The following is a 17118-nucleotide window of genomic DNA, read 5'->3' as shown; positions in this document are numbered from 1 at the left end:
GAGAGACATGAAAAAGCTTTCAGGGATTTTCAGTACATATCGTTACGATTGTAATATAGAATATTTAAAATTAAATATGAAAAAAGTTGTATACACATTAATGCTGATGGCAGTAGTTTCCTGTGGAAAAGTTTCTCCGAAAGGAAATATTGAAAAGAAAGATGTGGATGTTTCGGAGTTTGTAAACCTTGATCTGGAAGGGAAATTTCGTGTATTTTATGCCCGCGGACCTAAGAACTTTGTGGAAATAGAAACTTATCCGAATGTGGCCAATAATCTGGATGTAGATGTAAAAGACAAGACCCTTTTCATTAAAGAAAAAAGAGGGACAAAGGGAGTTGATTTTTACAACGTGACAATTTATTCAAAATATAACCTGGAAAAAGTAGCCGTTTCTGATTCTGTTGAAGTGAATATTTCAAGTGAAATTAAAACAGACAATTTCAGGCTTACTATGAAAAATAATACCAGCTTCATGGGTTCTGTAAATACCAGGAGAGCAGAGCTGGAAATGCATAACAGAAGCCGTGCCAATTTCCTGGGATTGTCTAAAAATGCCGTGATAAAGATTTCAGATACAGCAAGTTTAATTGCTCCTTACTGGAAAATCACCAACCTGAATATCGATTCTAAAAATGGGAATTATGCAGAAGTAAATGTGAAAGATTCTTTGAAAGGAAATATCCAGAATACAGCAAAATTTGTCTATTATAATGATCCGATCAGGGCGTTTAAAATCGATAAGACGACGAAAGTCGAGAATAAGAAATTAGAGTAATAAGGCTGGGAGCCAGAAGCTGGAAGCTGGGAGTGATGTTAGTTTTCCATACTTCTTGTTTTTCAGATTAAAAAATAGCTTCTAAATTAAAAATAAATAAAAAAATAAAAACAAAGCCAGAATTTGGAAAGGCTGGGAGTGATGTTAGTTTTCCATACTTCTTGTTTTTCAGATTAAAAAATAGCTTCTAAATTAAAAATAAAATAAAAATAGAAAAATAAAAACAAAGCCGGAATTTTGAAGCCAGGCAGGGGATAACTTCCAGCCTCCATCCTCCCTCTTCCAGCTTAAAAAACTTAGATACAGATATGAACACACTAGAAAAAGCGAAACTTTGGTTAAGTGATACCTTCGATAAAGAAACAAAAGATGCTGTACAATTACTGATTGACAGCAATTCCCCGGATCTGGAAGATTCTTTCTACAGGGAACTGGAATTCGGGACAGGAGGAATGCGTGGAATAATGGGAGTAGGAACCAACCGCTTGAATAAATATACATTAGGACAGGCTACTCAGGGATTGGCAAATTATATGCTGCAGCAGTTCAAAGGAGAAGAAATAAAAGTGGCCATCGCTTATGATGTTCGTCATAACTCAAAAGAATTTGGAAAACTGGTAGCAGATGTTTTAACAGCCAACGGAATTAAAGTATTGCTTTTCAAAGATCACAGACCCACTCCTGAATTGTCTTTCACAGTACGTGATAAAAAGTGTAACGGAGGAATCGTTTTAACAGCTTCTCACAACCCACCGGAATACAACGGTTATAAAGTATACTGGAATGATGGTGCACAGATTGTTCCGCCTAATGATGAAGCCATTATCAAGGAAGTATATTCTGTAAAATTCGAAGAAATTAAATTCAACGGAAATGATGATCTGATCGAGTGGATCGGAGAGGAGCAGGACGATGTGTATATTGATGCCTGTATTGAAAACTCTACGTATCAGAATATTGGAAAAGAAAATTTAAATATTGTTTTTACTTCTATTCATGGAACTACCTATACAACGGTTCCTAAAGCCCTTGAAAAAGCAGGATTCAAAAAGGTAGATCTTGTAAGAGAACAGATGATCCCGAGCGGAAATTTCCCTACCGTAGATTCTCCAAACCCGGAAGAGCCTGCAGCGTTGGAAATGGCCATGGATCTGGCAAAAATTACCAATGCGGATATTGTAATTGGAACAGACCCGGATGGAGACAGATTAGGAATTGCTGTCAGAAACCTTGATGGTGAAATGCAATTGCTGAATGGTAACCAAACCAATACCATCCTTACTTACTACATCCTGAATGAATGGAGAAAGCAGGAAAGAATCACCGGAAAAGAATTTATTGGTTCTACAATCGTAACTTCAGATATTTTCTTTGACATTGCACAGAAATTCGGAGTAGAATGTAAGGCAGGTCTTACCGGATTCAAATGGATCGGAAAAATGATTCGTGAAGCAGAAGGTACACAGAAATTTGTGTGCGGCGGTGAGGAAAGTTTCGGATTCATGACCGGAGATTTTGTTCGTGATAAAGATTCTTGCGGAAGTATCCTTTTAGCGTGTGAAATTGCTGCCTGGTGCAAAGCCAACGGAAGAACAATGTATCAGTACATGATCGAGATCTATGAAGATCTTGGAATGTATTATGAAGGATTAATTAATATCGTAAGAAAAGGGAAAGAAGGCGCTGAAGAGATTCAGAATATGATGAAAAACTTCCGTGAAAACCCTCCAAAAGAACTGGCAGGTTCACCAGTAGAGGAAGTTAAGGACTTCAAAGAGCAGACAAGCCTTACCATTTCTACCAACGAGAGAAAAGTAATGAATGATATTCCTAAGTCTAACGTATTGATCTATTATACTCAGGATGGAACGAAAGTATGCGTAAGACCTTCAGGAACAGAACCCAAAATCAAGTTTTATGTTTCAGTGAAGGATTCTATTACTTCAGAAGCAGATTTCAGAGACAAATTAAAATCATTGGAAGCTAAAATCGGAGCCGTTAAAACAGATTTGAAACTGGATTAATTTTCCGGAAACAGCAGATGATAAAAAGAGAAGATTCATGGAGAACGATAATATAAATTTTAAATAAGAAAAAAGTGAAAGTTTCAAAATTAGCAGCGAACCTGATCGGTTCTGAAATTGTAAAAATTGGTAACGAAGTAAATGACCTAAAAGCAAAAGGAGCGGAAATTGCCAATCTTACTATTGGTGATCTGAATTCTAACATCTATCCTATTCCGGTATTACTGAAGGAGGAGATTCAGAAAGCATATCAGAATAATCTGACGAACTATCCGCCTGCAAACGGACTTTTATCTTTAAGAAAAGAAGTTTCCAAAGACCTTAAAAAAAGATGGAACCTGGATTATTCTCCTGAAGATATCCTGATCACAGCAGGGTCAAGACCTTTGATCTATGCCGTATACAAAACCATCGTAGACGAAGGTGATAAAGTAGTATATCCTACACCTTCCTGGAACAACAATCACTATGCTTACCTTACTTCAGCCAATGCCGTAGAAGTAAAAACAAAACCGGAAACCAACTTCCTTCCAACGGCAGATGATTTAAGACCTCATCTGGATGGAGCTGTATTGTTAGCATTATGCTCACCGTTGAACCCTACAGGAACCATGTTTACAAAAGATCAGCTTTCAGAGATCTGCGAACTGGTGATTGCTGAAAACAAAAAAAGAGGAGCAGACGAAAAACCGTTATACCTGATGTATGACCAGATCTATTCTTGCCTTACTTTCGGTGCTGAGCACGTAGATCCGGTTTCTCTTTTCCCTGAAATGAAAGACTATACCATCTATATCGACGGTATTTCAAAATGCCTGGCCGCAACAGGAGTACGTGTAGGATGGGGATTCGGGCCTGCGCATATCCTTGATAAAATGAAGGCGCTTCTTACACACGTTGGAGCATGGGCACCAAAACCGGAGCAGGAAGCAACCGCTAAGTTCTATGAAAACCCGGAAAATGTAAATAATTTCGTTGACAATTTTAAAGCTAAGCTTGAAGAAAGCCTAAAAGTTCTTCACAACGGAGTGCAGGATTTAAAAGGAAAAGGGCTTTCAGTAGACAGTATTGAACCCATGGGAGCTCTTTACCTTACAATCAAACTTGATTACATCGGAAAAACAAAACCTGACGGAGCAGTCATTGAAAACTCTTCAGACCTTGTATTCTACTTAATTAATGATGCAGGAGTGGCTTTGGTTCCTTTCTCAGCCTTTGGAGAAGAAAAATCAGAGCCTTGGTTCCGTGCTTCTGTAGGAGGATTGGCCGTAGATGAGATCAAAGTAATGCTTCCAAAACTGGAAAGTGCTTTGAACAATTTAAAGTAATCTTCAGAAAAAATAGAGATGCTTCGACTCCGTCCGGCATGACATCGTTAAAACCCAAAATTAGTATTAGCCTTGTCACGCTGAGCAGAGTTGAAGCTTTTTATATTAAATATTTACCTGAGAAAAATTATAACTTTATTAAAAATTAAATAAACATTAAAAGTTAAATAACCACCTTGTACATCACTATCAAGGAATTACCTTTGGAGCTTTTATGCACCAAAATATAATAAAGTTGAAAATAACACGATGAAAAAACTGAAATTTCTACTCTTACCGGTTTCAATACTGGTATGCTCACAGGAGGTTGATACCCTCAAAGTAAAAGAGCTTTCAAAGGAGCCCGGCTTACCAAAAGTACAAAGCTATACCCTAAAAGACGGTTCTGTCAGAACCTATCCCAAACCGAAATTATTGGATTTTGTAACTAAATTACCCCGGAACTTTATCAATACCAATAAAGATTTTGTAGCCGAAGATCATGCTTATTATCTGGGAGGCGCCGTTGCAGCTACAGTGATTTTGCTGCCATTTGACCAGAAACTGACAGACAATTCCAGGGAGCTGGCAGAAAGATGGGGAATGGATAAAGATAATAATTACCACAAAGTTGGAGGTGTATTTAAAATTCCTAAAGATATAGGATCTACGTTGTATCTGATAGGAAACGGCTCTACATTGGTATTGTTAGGAATTGGCTTCGGAACCTATGGTTTGATTAAAAATGATTACAGGGCACAGGCTACAGCCAGCGGGTTGATGGAAAGTTTAATTCTTTCCGGAGTGTTCACCCAGATCCTTAAAAGAATTACCGGAAGAGAAAGCCCGTTTATTGCAGAAGAATACGGCCATAAAGGAGGTGCCTGGAATCCGTTTCCAAGCTTTTCAGCATTCAGCAAAAATACCTCGAATTATGATGCAATGCCATCAGGACATTTAACCACCTTTATGGCGGGTATCACCGTGATTGCAGATAACTATCCGGACGCAAGATGGATCAAACCTGTAGGATATACGTTAGCAGGAGCTCTATGCTTTCAAATGATGCAGAGTAAAGTGCACTGGGCTTCAGATTACCCTTTAGCTTTATTAATGGGATATTTTATAGGAAAAACCATTTCAAAAAGCAGATATACTTCATCAGAGGGAACGGTAGGGAAAACAAAATATAATCTCAATTTTATAGCATCCCGTCAATGGGAATACAATATGGTGGGCGTAAAACTCTCTTTTTAAACTGCTGAAATCTCTGTTTTGTAGAGTAAATAAGATACTTTTCACTACATTTGATCTCAATATAAAAAAAATTATTACAGCCTTCAGGATGCTGTAATAAAAAATGCTGAATTAAAGAGAAATACTAATATTTTACTGAATGAAAATAATCGCTGTCATTCCTGCACGTTATGAAGCAAGCCGTTTTCCGGCGAAACTAATGCAGATCTTAGGAGAAAAAACCGTGATCACCACCACCTATCAGAATGTAGTGGAAACCGGACTGTTTGATGAAGTATTTGTTGCCACAGACTCTGAAATTATTTTTGATGAAATTGCAAAAAACGGTGGAAAGGCCGTAATGACAGGCCGGCACGAAACCGGAAGCGACCGTATTGCTGAAGCAGTACAGAATATAGACTGTGATATCGTGATCAATGTTCAGGGAGATGAACCTTTCTTGAAACTGGAACCTTTGCAGCAGCTGATCGAAGTTTTTAAATATGATGACCAACAGGAAATATCTTTGGCCTCTTTAAAAATACAGCTTCATGAAAAAGAAGAAATTGAAAATCCGAATAATGTAAAAGTGATTACTGATAACAATGGTTTTGCCCTGTATTTCAGCCGCTCCGTTATTCCGTTTCACAGGGAGGTTTCGTACGGGGTAAGCTATTTTAAACATATTGGGGTATATGCTTTCAGGAAAGAAGCCCTGCTGCAGTTTTCGAAGCTGGAAATGAAGCCATTGGAAATATCCGAAAAAATTGAATGCATCCGTTATCTGGAATACGGAATGAAAATCAAAATGATAGAAACCAATTTCATTGGAGTAGGCATCGATACGCCCGAAGATTTGGAAAAAGCAAGAAAGTTGATTTAAAATTGACAGAAGAAATAAAACAAATCTGCAAATTGGCAGTTTCGCTTTCTTTGCCTTTTTGCTATTTTACATAAATCCCCCTATATTTGAATTTATAAATAAAATTAATGAAGAAGTTATTATTAGTATTTGGACTGATATTTTCGCATGTGTCATTTGCGCAGACCGCAAAGGAAATTATAGATAAAAACATTGAATTATCCGGAGGACTTACCAATTGGAAATTGTTAAACTCAGTATTGCTTCAGGGAAAAGTAATATTGGGAATTAAAGATGAATATCCGATCAGAATTTATCAGCAACGTCCAAACCTTACTAAAACATTGATTACTACCGGAGGAAAAGAAACTGCGATTGAAGGTTTTGATGGCAACAAAGGATATGCAATGAACTATGCAGCCAATAAACTCCAGGAATATCCTGAATATGTACCGGAAAGCTTTGATAATGACTTTATTGATTGGGAAAACAAAGGATTTGATGCCAAATACCTTGGAAAAGAAAAAGTAGGAGAGATCTACTGCCATAAAGTAGAGCTTACCAAGAATGTCAATAAGAATATGTATTATTTTGATACCAAGACTTACATGCTTATAAAAGAAGTGAAAAAAGACGAAACGCTTGTATATTCTGATTTTAAAAAAGTTGGAAACCTTACCATGCCTTTCAGAATTGAATCTTCAAGTGCTAAAAAAGACGGAGATTATGTGATGTTACTAAACAGAATTGACATCAACAAAGTTTTCCCGGCTAATATTTTTAAGTTTTAATTCAACGGCAGTTCGCTGCACAAAATTATAAGAAATGAAAAATATTTTTTTACTGCTGCTTTCATTCATGGCCTTCCTGCAAAGCTGCACCAACCAAAAAAGTGAAATTTCTAAAGCCAAAACCACAGAACTTATGGGAAAAACAATATATGACTTCAAAGTAGAAAGTCTTGACGGTAAAGAAATCAGTTTTGCTGATTTCAAAGGAAAGAAAATCCTGATTGTGAATACTGCTTCAGAATGCGGATTTACACCACAGTATGCAGATCTTGAGAAGGTGTATGAGCAATATAAAGATAAATTGGTAGTGGTAGGTTTCCCTGCAAACAATTTCGGAGGACAGGAGCCGGGAACAAACACTGAAATCGGTGCATTCTGCCAGAAAAATTACGGGGTAACCTTTCCTATGGCGGCTAAAGTATCTGTAAAAGGTGATGATACAGCTCCCATCTTTAAATATTTAACAGAAAAGGAATTAAACGGGGTAAAGAATACAAGCATCCTTTGGAACTTCACTAAATTTCTGGTAGACGAAAACGGAAAACTGATTGATTCTTTTGTAAGCACTACAAAGCCTACTGATCAGGCTATTACAAAATATCTGAAATAAGATAAAATTATAAAAACAACACTTCGGCTCCGCTCAGTATGACAGCTTAGAAAAATACAGAAAGTATTATCAATGTCACGCTGAGCGGAGTCGAAGCGTTTTATCATTCAGGTTGTCTGCTTCTAGTCGTTGTTTTTTTCCGCAAAGCAGAAGATATTCCCCAGTTTGATACTGGAGTAGCCGTTGCTTTTTATTTTCGAAGAATTGATCATGGCCTTTGCCAGAATATCTGTAGGCAGAGGTTTTTGACTTTCCAGCAACCCAAGTTTATTCGCGAATTTGATAATACGGCTTCCCAATACTTCCCCGGTTCTTTCAGAATCCTTTCGTTCAAGCATTCCCGGCTTAAAAATAGTAATCTTATTAAAATGCAGCTGTTTCACAGCTTCTTCCAGCTCACCTTTCATTTTGGAATAGAAAATTTTGGATTGCGGATTTGCACCGTAAGCTGAAACCAGAATATAATCTTCCACATCATTCTCTTTGGCTGCTTTCGCAAATTCATACTGGTAGTCAAAATCTACTTTTTTCTGGGTCTCTTTGCTCCCGGCATCCTTTAAAGTGGTTCCCAGGCATGAAAAGGCGACATCTCCTTTCACCATATCTTTCCATTCTTCAGGTTTTTCGAAATTCACAACATGAACCCTCAGCTTATCATTCTGAATATTGACAGGCTTTCTGACGAAAATATCCACTTCATCAAACTCTTTGTCATTCAATAACTGATTGACAAGATCTTTTCCTGTGGCACCTGTAGCACCTATTACCAGAGCTTTCATATAATTGCGGTTTTGTGAGACAATTTCTTTCTTAAATTTACTAAATTTGAATTAAAGATTAAAGAATAATATCAGATATCATTTAATCATTACCGATTACTTATAACTCATGACTCATATTAATATGGATGCCAACGAAATTTTAGAATACTGTCTTGCTAAAAAAGGAGTTACGGAAAGCTTTCCGTTTGATAACGAAACACTTGTGCTAAAAGTAGATACCAAAATGTTTTTGCTGATGGGGCTGGAAAAACAGCCGCTGGCGATCAATGTAAAAACAGATCCCGAGTGGAGTGCAGAGCTTCGTGAACAGTATCCTCAGATCACCGGCGCTTATCATATGAACAAAATCCATTGGAATTCTGTAACAGTAGACGGACTGAAAAGAGATTTGATTTTTAAACTTATTGACCAATCCTATGATCTGGTCTTTAAATCCCTGACAAAAAAGGCCCAGAATGAAGTAAATTCTTTATAATACAAGAAAAGATTGAGGTATGGTATTTGTTATCTTTCAGCAGTGAATTACGTATTTAATAGTAATAAAATAAATAACAAATGAGAAATCACCTTTTATTATTCGCAGCAGCAGCAGGGACATTGATGCTTTCAGGCTGCACCCAGCCACAAAACAAAAGTACTGCTGAAAGCTCAACACCGGCAGCCTCAACATCTGAAACATCTTCTGAGAATCTTACAATAGAATTCTCAGGCGCAGAGAATTTTACGATTAAAAATCCAAAGCTTACAGTAAGTTTATATGGAATGGATGAAAAACTGGCTGATGCTCCTGCTTCTTTAATAACACAAAAGGAATATGAGCAGAAATCTGTACCATTCACCATTGACCTTCCGGTACCAAAAGATGCTGAAAGCAAGATCAACCCCAAACCAGCCGGCCCTGCAAAATATTATGTAACAATAAGCTGGGACTCTGACGGAAACGGAAAAGCAGATGAAAAAGGAGATATCTTTATTGATTATGACAAACAGTTTCCTAACGTGAAACTCAATAATGAACCTCAGAAAATTTACTTAAAAGTATTGAAATAATATATAGGCTATTCATCACTGAATAGCCTTTTGAGTACATTATATCTTAATACATTTCTTTCAGTCAGATGCGGGAAGCTTTAGAAAGACAAATCATTACTCCTTGAAATCATACTGCTGTGTTATTTTTTTATCCTGATCCAGTCTTTCGATCAACTTGTCAAGACCTTCAAATTTGATTTCATCATGAAGAAAATCTCTGAAACTTACCGTAATCTTTTCATCATAAATGTCATCATCAAAATCAAGAATATAAACTTCCACCGTTAGTTTTTCTCCATTTACCGTCGGGTTGGTTCCGATGCTCAGCATTCCTTTATATTGACTGCCTTTCACAAATACTTCTACAATATAAGCTCCTTTTTTAGGCAGCAGCTTGATAGATTCTGTATCAATATTGGCTGTGGGGTATCCGATAGTCCTTCCGATTTTCTTTCCATGAACCACAGTACCGGAAACAGAGTAGGAGTAGCCCAGCATTTCGTTCGCCTCTTTAATATTTCCCGCTAAAAGCGCATTACGTACTTTCGTGGAACTGATATTATTTTCGTGAATATTGATTGCTTCCATTTGTTCAACCTCAAAATCAAGTTCTTTTGATAATTTTTGAAGAAGTTCAAAGTTTCCGCTTTTGTTTTTCCCGAAAGAATGGTCGTATCCTATAATAAGGTATTTTACATTGAGTTTATCAATTAAAATCTGACGTACAAACTCTTCGCCGGTTAAATTTCTGAATTCTTCATCAAATTCTTTAAGAAACAGATTATCAATGCCGTATTTTTCAACCAGCTGTTTCTTTTCTTCCAGCGTATTCAGCAGCTTTAAATCTTCATTGGGATTAAAAACAAACCTGGGATGCGGCCAGAAAGTAAGGATAGCAGTTTCCAGATTATTCTCTGTACCTATTTGGGTCAGTTCATCAATAATACTCTTATGCCCGAGATGTACTCCGTCAAACATGCCTAAAGACAATGCTAAAGGCTTCTGTGAGGAATAATCTGTAAAATTCTTGAAAACTTTCAAAACGGAAAAATTTGATTGCAAATATATACATAATGTAACAATGTATCAATATAACAATGTACCAATATTTTTTGCGGAGAAATAATTGCTAGACTGGTAAATTGTTATATGGGTACATTAACAAAAAAGTATGATAAAAATCTTTTTTTTACCAATTGCGGGTTTATGAAGAATCACTATATTTGCACCAAGAAAAAATTTAGCAATGGCAAACCAAATTAAAGGTAAAATTTCTCAAATTATTGGTCCGGTAATCGACGTTGTCTTCACAGATGTGGAATCTGTTCCAGCAATCTATGACGCGTTAGAAATTACAAAAGAAAACGGTGAAAAAGTAATCTTAGAGGTAGAACAGCATATTGGCGAAGATACAGTAAGATGTATCGCAATGGACGCTACTGACGGTCTTAGGAGAGGTCAAGACGTAATCGGATACGGAAATCCTATTATGATGCCAATCGGAGAGGCTGTAAACGGAAGACTATTCAACGTTGTTGGTGATGCTATCGACGGACTTCAAGATATTTCTAAGGAAGGTGGTCTTCCCATTCACAGACCAGCTCCAAAATTTGATCAACTTTCAACTTCTGCAGAAGTTTTATTTACAGGTATCAAAGTAATCGACTTAGTTGAGCCTTACGCAAAAGGAGGTAAAATTGGTTTGTTCGGAGGTGCCGGAGTAGGTAAAACAGTATTGATCCAGGAGTTGATTAACAATATTGCAAAAGGACACGGAGGTCTTTCTGTATTCGCCGGAGTAGGTGAAAGAACGAGAGAAGGAAATGACCTTTTGAGAGAGATGCTGGAATCAGGTATTATCAAGTATGGTGATGATTTCATGCACTCTATGGAAAACGGAGGTTGGGATCTTTCTAAAGTAGACTTGGAAGCTATGAAAGATTCTAAAGCAGCATTCGTTTTCGGACAGATGAACGAGCCGCCAGGGGCAAGAGCCAGAGTAGCACTATCTGGTCTTACATTAGCTGAGTACTACAGAGACGGTGGAGAAAGCGGACAAGGTAGAGATGTACTTTTCTTCGTAGACAACATCTTCCGTTTTACACAGGCTGGTTCTGAGGTATCTGCACTTCTTGGTCGTATGCCATCAGCGGTAGGTTACCAACCAACGCTAGCTTCTGAAATGGGTGCGATGCAGGAAAGAATTACTTCAACTAAAAATGGTTCAATTACTTCAGTACAGGCGGTATATGTACCTGCGGATGACTTAACTGACCCGGCTCCTGCAACTACGTTTGCCCACTTGGATGCAACTACGGTACTTGACAGAAAGATTGCTTCATTAGGTATCTATCCAGCGGTAGATCCACTTTCTTCTACTTCAAGAATCCTAAATCCTGAAATCTTAGGTCACGATCACTATAACTGTGCTCAAAGAGTAAAAGAAATCCTTCAAAGATATAAAGCGCTTCAGGATATCATCGCAATCCTTGGTATGGAAGAACTTTCTGAAGAAGATAAATCTGTAGTTTACCGTGCAAGAAAAGTTCAGAGATTCTTATCTCAGCCTTTCCACGTAGCAGAGCAGTTTACAGGTATCCCGGGATCATTGGTAGATATCAAAGATACTATCAAAGGATTCAACATGATTATGGATGGTGAATTAGACCACTTACCAGAAGCAGCTTTCAACCTGAAAGGTACTATCGAAGAAGCTATCGAAGCAGGACAAAAAATGTTAGCTGAAAATGCTTAATAATTAGACATAAAGATAGCAGATACCAGACATGAGACTTGAAGGTTGTCTGAAATCTGAAATCTGAAATCTTCAAATCTAAATTAAAATGAATATAAAAATTTTAACACCAGAATACGTAGTTTTTGAAGGAGAAATAGACTCAGTATTACTGCCAGGAAAAAATGGTGAATTTCACATCATGAAAAACCACGCAGGAATTGTTTCTTCTTTAGTAGGAGGTGAAGTAAAGCTATTTGCGAATTCTATTGATGAAGCTTTTGCTAAAAACTTTACCAAAGAGTCCGGAAAAGACTCTGTTTTTGCTTATGCTATCAAAAGCGGTGTTGTAGAATTTAATCATAATAAAGGAATTATCCTTTGTGAATAATTAAATGAAAAGCTAAATATATTTTCAAGAAAGTGTAACTTTGTGTTACACTTTTTTTATTTATGTATAAGTCTGATGGTATGAAGAAAGGCATAATCATATTCTTTACAGTTCTGGGCGTCTTGTTCCATGCACAGAATATCAAAACCAAGAGGGGGATTATTCATTTAGACGGTGTTCCGGTGGCTAAGCTATCCAACAAATCCAGCGAGTATACTTTTATGGATCTGAAGGAGACCCCGATGTATACTATAAAATTCATTGATAAAAGTATCGTTGATTCTGTTCGGGACAGCTATATCATTGTTAACAGGGTGTATAACAGGGATAAAACAATCGAAATTGATTATTCATCGCCTTCTGCATTTTCCGGAGAAGAAAAGTCTGCGGTCTTTACTTCGATTAAAGATCTTAAGATCATTGATAATAAGGGGATCAATGTTAAAAACCTTGATGAGCTTTTTTCAAATGTTCCTAAGAGAAAGCTGGACTCTAAAACGAAAGATGCGTATGCAATCAGGAAGAAAATAGATAAGATGAATATTGAGGTCAACAAAGTAGGAGAAATCCTCAGCAATGGAGTTCCGGTAGGCTATTTTACGAATTTACCTGTAAGTTTTGGTTCAGAAGATACGATTATGGATAAGTCTCCGATAGATATTGAGATCTACGATGCCAAAAGTAAGCTGATAGGAAGGTATATCACCACTACAAAACAGCTGAAAACTGCCGGTGGAAAATCTTTTACCATTTACAGAGAAATGTCCGGCCGGGCTTCTATCCTGAAGTTCCCGACTTATAAGGCATTAGCAGAACGCATGGCGATTATGGATCCTAACTTTATTAAAATTCAGGAGAAGGTTTCTGTGGGTGCCGTATCAAAAGAGACCCCTAATTAATTAATAATTACATTCTTTATATCAATAGGAACGGGCTTTAGCCCGTTTTTCATTAAAATCAAATTTCATCCGGCTTTAGCCGAAACTTATATAATCGTACTTTAGCCACCCCGTCAAAAATTCTTTGAATTTTCGCCACCCTCCGGAGGGGAATATTTCGCCGTTTAATTTATGGTAGTTAGAATTTGGATTGATTCGTTAGTATAAAAAATAGAAAATCTTATTCTCTACATGAAAATTTAGATCTGTGTAATCCGTGAAATCTGTGAGAGATTATATTTTAATCAAAACAAGTCTTATTCATTCAGAAAATAAGAATTCACGGAAAATTCACCAATTTTAAAAATCCCTGAAAAAAAAAATGAAAATTTTATAAACTTAAAATCACCCCGTTATCTTTCAATTGCTGCATCGGCTTTGAGAACCAGAATAGCTCAAAATCTTCAAAATATTCCTCAAACTGATTCTTAAGTTGCTGAATTGTAGGTTTTTTAGAATTTTCAATAGCATTTTCTTTCAGGATGTTTATCAGCCATTCAGCTTTTTCCTGTTCCAGCTCCACCTTCACAACATTGGTCTTTAAGTGGAATGTAAGCAACGTATATGCACCAGAGTATTTCTTTTTATTTTTTACGCGATTCTCAGCGATTACATTTTTGGTCAGAAAAACAACTTTTGAATTCATCTTCAATTGAAATTGTCCGTCTTCCAAAAGACAGTCATGAATATAATCAGGATGGATAGTCGTCCCTGGAATTTTAAAGTCAAACCATTCCTGAAGCGGAAGTTCGAAGTTCACTCCATGCATATAGTTGAATAAAGATTTTTTTAATCCGAAGCTGAATTTGTTATGATCGATTCCTGTTTTATCTTTAAAATCTATATCATTATTGGCAAATAAAATTTCCTGCTTTACCGGAACGACTCCAAAATCTTCCGGGCTGATTCCTACAGGTGAGTGGGCAGTCATGGCAAACTGATGCCAGAAACCGCTTTGAAGAATTCCCATCTCGAACATCTGCCGAACCATTTCCAGGGAATCAACCGTTTCCTGAACCGTCTGAGTAGGATAGCCATACATCAGATAAGCGTGAACCATAATTCCGGCTTCTGTAAAATTCCTGGTTACATTGGCAACCTGGTCTACAGAAACGCCTTTATCAATTAATTTCAGTAACCGGTCACTGGCCACTTCAAGCCCTCCGGAAACAGCAACACATCCCGAAAGCTTCAGAAGGTAACATAAATCACGGGTGAAACTTTTTTCAAAACGGATATTAGTCCACCAGGTAACGACAAGATTTCTGCGGAGGATTTCCAGCGCTACTTCTCTCATCAAAGCTGGTGGTGCCGCTTCATCTACAAAATGAAATCCTGTTTCGCCGGTTGTTCTGATCAGCTCTTCAATCCGGTCTACCAGAATTTTAGCAGAAATAGGTTCGTATATTTTGATATAATCTAAAGAAATATCGCAGAATGTACATTTTCCCCAGTAGCAGCCATGGGCCATTGTCAGCTTGTTCCATCTTCCGTCACTCCACAGACTGTGCATAGGATTGGCAATTTCGATAACGGAAATATACTGATCCAGTTTCAAATCCGTATAATCCGGAGTTCCTATTTCGGACTGTTTGAAATCATGCTTTTTAGAATTGTTCTTATAAACAACTTCTTTATTTTCAAGGAGGAATGTTCTTTTAAATTCACCTTCCTCAGCAGAAATTTCCAAATTCTGATGAAGAAGTTCTAATGGAAGTTCGCCATCATCCAGAGTAATAAAATCAAAAAATTCAAATACTCTCTGATCTTTGACTTCCCGTAATTCTGTATTGGGAAAGCCTCCACCCATAGCAATTTTAATGTGTGGATAATGCTTTTTTATCCATTGGGCACATTTGAACCCGGAATACAGATTACCCGGAAACGGTACTGAAAAACAAACCAGCTTTGGCTGAATTGTTTCCATTTTCTCACGAAGAATTTTTAATGTAAACTCATCAATAAATGTAGGGTTATCAGACAGCTTAGCATATAATTCATCAAAAGAATTTGCACTTTTTCCAAGACGCTCTGCATATCTGCTGAAACCAAAATCAGCATCAATATTTTCTACAATATAATCCGAAATATCTTCCAAATACAAAGTCGCCAGATGCTTGGCTTTATCCTGAAGTCCCATATTCCCAAAAGCAAATTCCATATCATCCAGCTGGTTGAAACGGGAAGCTTCGGGAAGGAAGTTCATGCTGCAGATCTGCCTTGCCAGTGTAGGTGTTTTTCCCTGTAAAAAGGGAATAACCTGATCTATGGTTTTTAAATATTCTTCTCTTAAGGCATAGATTCTCTGAGAGTTTTCAGAGGTATTCTGAAGATCAATCTCTTTATTGAAAACTTTTTGAATTCCATCCTTTGAAAATAATTCCAAAATAACATCAATGCCTAAATCTACCTGATAGCTGGAAATATTTTTGGTATTTAAAAATCCTTTTATATAAGCCGTTGCAGGATAAGGGGTATTAAGTTGGGTAAAAGGCGGAGTAATAAGAAGCAGGTCTTTCAACAGAAATTTTTTGCAAAGTTATTCTAAAGTTTTTTTAGAAAAAAATTTTTTCTCCTGATTATAAACAGTGAATAAAGTCTTTACAATTCTCTGCCTTATTACCATTGTTATATTATGTAATTTATGGCTAGATACATGTTTCTGGCACTACAAATTTCCAAATAATATACCTTATGCGTGGTTCAGATTTTTACGATCGGTCACTACATTTAACGTTACTCCCAAAAGAATCAGCGTGATCCCGATCAATAAATTATTTGTAAATTTTTCATGAAACATCAGTACACTGATTAATACGGCAACCACAGGTTCCAAAGCTCCCAGAATGGCAACAGGAGTAGAGCCGATATATTTAATTGCATATACCAGACAAAGACTGGAAATAACGGTAGTGAGAAACGCAAAAGTAAGAAGGTTAATGAAAATTTCGGTTGAAGGAATAACAAATGATTCATGTGCCATCACAGCTTTGGACATAAAGAACATGGATGTAAAAAGCATAGAATAGAAAGAAAGTTTAAACCCTGAAACCTTGATGTTTGATTTGTTGACAATCACCATATACAGGGCATAAAACAGTGAACTGAGCATAACAATTCCCAATCCTGCAAAATTGATTTCAAAACCATTTCCTTTCAAACACAAAACAATTACCCCGGCAAAAGCAAGAAGCAGGGAAACTACGGATAATCTGGCAAGCTTCTCTCTGTAAAAGAAAAACATAATCAAGGCTACCATGACCGGATAAATAAATAAAACGGTAGAAGCAATTCCTGCCGTAAGAAAATCGTACCCTAAAAACAGAAACTCCGAAGAAAGGGCATAGCAGACTCCAAGAACTGCCAGGATTAATGTCTCCTTTTTATTGATTTTAAAACGCTCCCCGGAATACAGCAAATATCCTCCAACCAGTAAAGCTGAAAAGAAAAATCTGTAAAACAGGGTAATATCCATTGAAAAATGGGCCCGCTTGACAGGCAGAATAAAAATCGGAATCAGACCATATGAAACAGCCGACAGAATTCCCAGTGTGTAACCTCTAAGTTTCATTTGATTTAATTGGTATTAAACAAAAAAACCACTGAATCAATCAGTGGCTTTCTTTTATTTTG

General features: G+C 36.9%; 16 protein-coding genes. 12 read left to right on the top strand and 4 right to left on the bottom strand.

The genetic code is table 11. From position 1 onward, the window contains the following. Positions 1 to 76 precede the first annotated feature (76 nt). From ACP3T3_RS04535 to ACP3T3_RS04505, 7 genes are all read left to right on the top strand, one after another. Positions 77 to 778: a GIN domain-containing protein gene (locus ACP3T3_RS04535; RefSeq protein WP_426478733.1), complete on the top strand. Its 702-nt coding sequence runs from the start codon at positions 77 to 79 to the stop codon at positions 776 to 778. Positions 779 to 1086: 308 nt separating this feature from the next. Further along, the gene (locus ACP3T3_RS04530; protein ID WP_426478732.1) at positions 1087 to 2802 is read left to right on the top strand and encodes a phospho-sugar mutase; all 1716 of its coding nucleotides are present in this window, start codon (positions 1087 to 1089) and stop codon (positions 2800 to 2802) included. Between the two features lie 74 nt (positions 2803 to 2876). Further along, positions 2877 to 4130 carry a pyridoxal phosphate-dependent aminotransferase gene (locus ACP3T3_RS04525; RefSeq protein ID WP_426478731.1) on the top strand — a complete coding sequence of 418 codons (1254 nt, stop codon included), beginning with the start codon at positions 2877 to 2879 and terminating at the stop codon, positions 4128 to 4130. A 249-nt stretch (positions 4131 to 4379) separates the two neighbouring features. Next, entirely contained in the window at positions 4380 to 5366 is a 987-nt protein-coding gene (locus tag ACP3T3_RS04520; RefSeq protein ID WP_426478730.1) for a phosphatase PAP2 family protein, read from the top strand. A gap of 139 nt (positions 5367 to 5505) precedes the next feature. After that, entirely contained in the window at positions 5506 to 6228 is a 723-nt protein-coding gene (gene kdsB, locus ACP3T3_RS04515; protein WP_426478729.1) for a 3-deoxy-manno-octulosonate cytidylyltransferase, read from the top strand. Positions 6229 to 6335: 107 nt separating this feature from the next. Further along, the gene (locus ACP3T3_RS04510; protein ID WP_426478728.1) at positions 6336 to 6998 is read left to right on the top strand and encodes a histidine kinase; all 663 of its coding nucleotides are present in this window, start codon (positions 6336 to 6338) and stop codon (positions 6996 to 6998) included. Between the two features lie 34 nt (positions 6999 to 7032). Continuing rightward, positions 7033 to 7608, top strand: coding sequence for a glutathione peroxidase (locus tag ACP3T3_RS04505; RefSeq protein WP_426478727.1), 576 nt, complete (start codon positions 7033 to 7035; stop codon positions 7606 to 7608). Between the two features lie 122 nt (positions 7609 to 7730). On the opposite strand, the gene ACP3T3_RS04500 is transcribed toward ACP3T3_RS04505, so the two are convergent. Next, entirely contained in the window at positions 7731 to 8387 is a 657-nt protein-coding gene (locus ACP3T3_RS04500; protein WP_426478726.1) for an NAD(P)H-binding protein, read from the bottom strand. A 124-nt stretch (positions 8388 to 8511) separates the two neighbouring features. On the opposite strand from ACP3T3_RS04500, the gene ACP3T3_RS04495 reads away from it, so the two are divergent. Continuing rightward, complete coding sequence (locus ACP3T3_RS04495; protein ID WP_426479944.1) at positions 8512 to 8865, top strand: MmcQ/YjbR family DNA-binding protein; 354 nt, start codon at positions 8512 to 8514, stop codon at positions 8863 to 8865. 80 nt (positions 8866 to 8945) lie between these two features. Then, positions 8946 to 9440 carry a hypothetical protein gene (locus ACP3T3_RS04490; RefSeq protein WP_426478725.1) on the top strand — a complete coding sequence of 165 codons (495 nt, stop codon included), beginning with the start codon at positions 8946 to 8948 and terminating at the stop codon, positions 9438 to 9440. Positions 9441 to 9536: 96 nt separating this feature from the next. Here the strand turns inward: ACP3T3_RS04490 and ACP3T3_RS04485 are convergent, their stop codons facing one another. Then, positions 9537 to 10463 carry a bifunctional riboflavin kinase/FAD synthetase gene (locus ACP3T3_RS04485; protein WP_426478724.1) on the bottom strand — a complete coding sequence of 309 codons (927 nt, stop codon included), beginning with the start codon at positions 10461 to 10463 and terminating at the stop codon, positions 9537 to 9539. Between the two features lie 205 nt (positions 10464 to 10668). Here ACP3T3_RS04485 and atpD point away from each other — a divergent pair, with 205 nt between their 5' ends. The 3 genes from atpD (at position 10669) to ACP3T3_RS04470 (ending at position 13446) form a co-directional block, all read left to right on the top strand. Then, the gene (gene atpD / locus ACP3T3_RS04480; RefSeq protein WP_426478723.1) at positions 10669 to 12177 is read left to right on the top strand and encodes a F0F1 ATP synthase subunit beta; all 1509 of its coding nucleotides are present in this window, start codon (positions 10669 to 10671) and stop codon (positions 12175 to 12177) included. Positions 12178 to 12265: 88 nt separating this feature from the next. Next, positions 12266 to 12547 carry a FoF1 ATP synthase subunit delta/epsilon gene (locus ACP3T3_RS04475; RefSeq protein ID WP_426478722.1) on the top strand — a complete coding sequence of 94 codons (282 nt, stop codon included), beginning with the start codon at positions 12266 to 12268 and terminating at the stop codon, positions 12545 to 12547. Between the two features lie 80 nt (positions 12548 to 12627). Beyond that, on the top strand, positions 12628 to 13446 hold the full coding sequence (locus tag ACP3T3_RS04470) for a hypothetical protein (protein ID WP_426478721.1): 819 nt from the start codon (positions 12628 to 12630) through the stop codon (positions 13444 to 13446). Positions 13447 to 13816: 370 nt separating this feature from the next. On the opposite strand, the gene ACP3T3_RS04465 is transcribed toward ACP3T3_RS04470, so the two are convergent. Further along, positions 13817 to 16006: a B12-binding domain-containing radical SAM protein gene (locus ACP3T3_RS04465; protein WP_426478720.1), complete on the bottom strand. Its 2190-nt coding sequence runs from the start codon at positions 16004 to 16006 to the stop codon at positions 13817 to 13819. A 171-nt stretch (positions 16007 to 16177) separates the two neighbouring features. After that, the gene (locus tag ACP3T3_RS04460) at positions 16178 to 17056 is read right to left on the bottom strand and encodes a DMT family transporter (RefSeq protein ID WP_426478719.1); all 879 of its coding nucleotides are present in this window, start codon (positions 17054 to 17056) and stop codon (positions 16178 to 16180) included. Positions 17057 to 17118: the final 62 nt, after the last annotated feature.

The sequence above is a fragment of the Chryseobacterium sp. CBSDS_008 genome, assembly GCF_049959325.1.
Taxonomy (GTDB): Bacteria; Bacteroidota; Bacteroidia; order Flavobacteriales; family Weeksellaceae; genus Chryseobacterium.
Note: the sequence above shows the minus strand (reverse complement) of the source record. Positions and strands in the feature narration are given on the sequence as shown.

Bases quoted from the DNA above. Each gene is read 5' to 3' on its own strand.
- ACP3T3_RS04535 (WP_426478733.1), top strand. From the start codon at position 77: ATGAAAAAAGTTGTATACACATTAATGCTGATGGCAGTAGTTTCCTGT.
- ACP3T3_RS04530 (WP_426478732.1), top strand. From the start codon at position 1,087: ATGAACACACTAGAAAAAGCGAAACTTTGGTTAAGTGATACCTTCGAT.
- ACP3T3_RS04520 (WP_426478730.1), top strand. From the start codon at position 4,380: ATGAAAAAACTGAAATTTCTACTCTTACCGGTTTCAATACTGGTATGC.
- kdsB (WP_426478729.1), top strand. From the start codon at position 5,506: ATGAAAATAATCGCTGTCATTCCTGCACGTTATGAAGCAAGCCGTTTT.
- ACP3T3_RS04510 (WP_426478728.1), top strand. From the start codon at position 6,336: ATGAAGAAGTTATTATTAGTATTTGGACTGATATTTTCGCATGTGTCA.
- ACP3T3_RS04505 (WP_426478727.1), top strand. From the start codon at position 7,033: ATGAAAAATATTTTTTTACTGCTGCTTTCATTCATGGCCTTCCTGCAA.
- ACP3T3_RS04500 (WP_426478726.1), bottom strand. From the start codon at position 8,387: ATGAAAGCTCTGGTAATAGGTGCTACAGGTGCCACAGGAAAAGATCTT.
- ACP3T3_RS04495 (WP_426479944.1), top strand. From the start codon at position 8,512: ATGGATGCCAACGAAATTTTAGAATACTGTCTTGCTAAAAAAGGAGTT.
- ACP3T3_RS04490 (WP_426478725.1), top strand. From the start codon at position 8,946: ATGAGAAATCACCTTTTATTATTCGCAGCAGCAGCAGGGACATTGATG.
- atpD (WP_426478723.1), top strand. From the start codon at position 10,669: ATGGCAAACCAAATTAAAGGTAAAATTTCTCAAATTATTGGTCCGGTA.
- ACP3T3_RS04475 (WP_426478722.1), top strand. From the start codon at position 12,266: ATGAATATAAAAATTTTAACACCAGAATACGTAGTTTTTGAAGGAGAA.
- ACP3T3_RS04470 (WP_426478721.1), top strand. From the start codon at position 12,628: ATGAAGAAAGGCATAATCATATTCTTTACAGTTCTGGGCGTCTTGTTC.
- ACP3T3_RS04460 (WP_426478719.1), bottom strand. From the start codon at position 17,056: ATGAAACTTAGAGGTTACACACTGGGAATTCTGTCGGCTGTTTCATAT.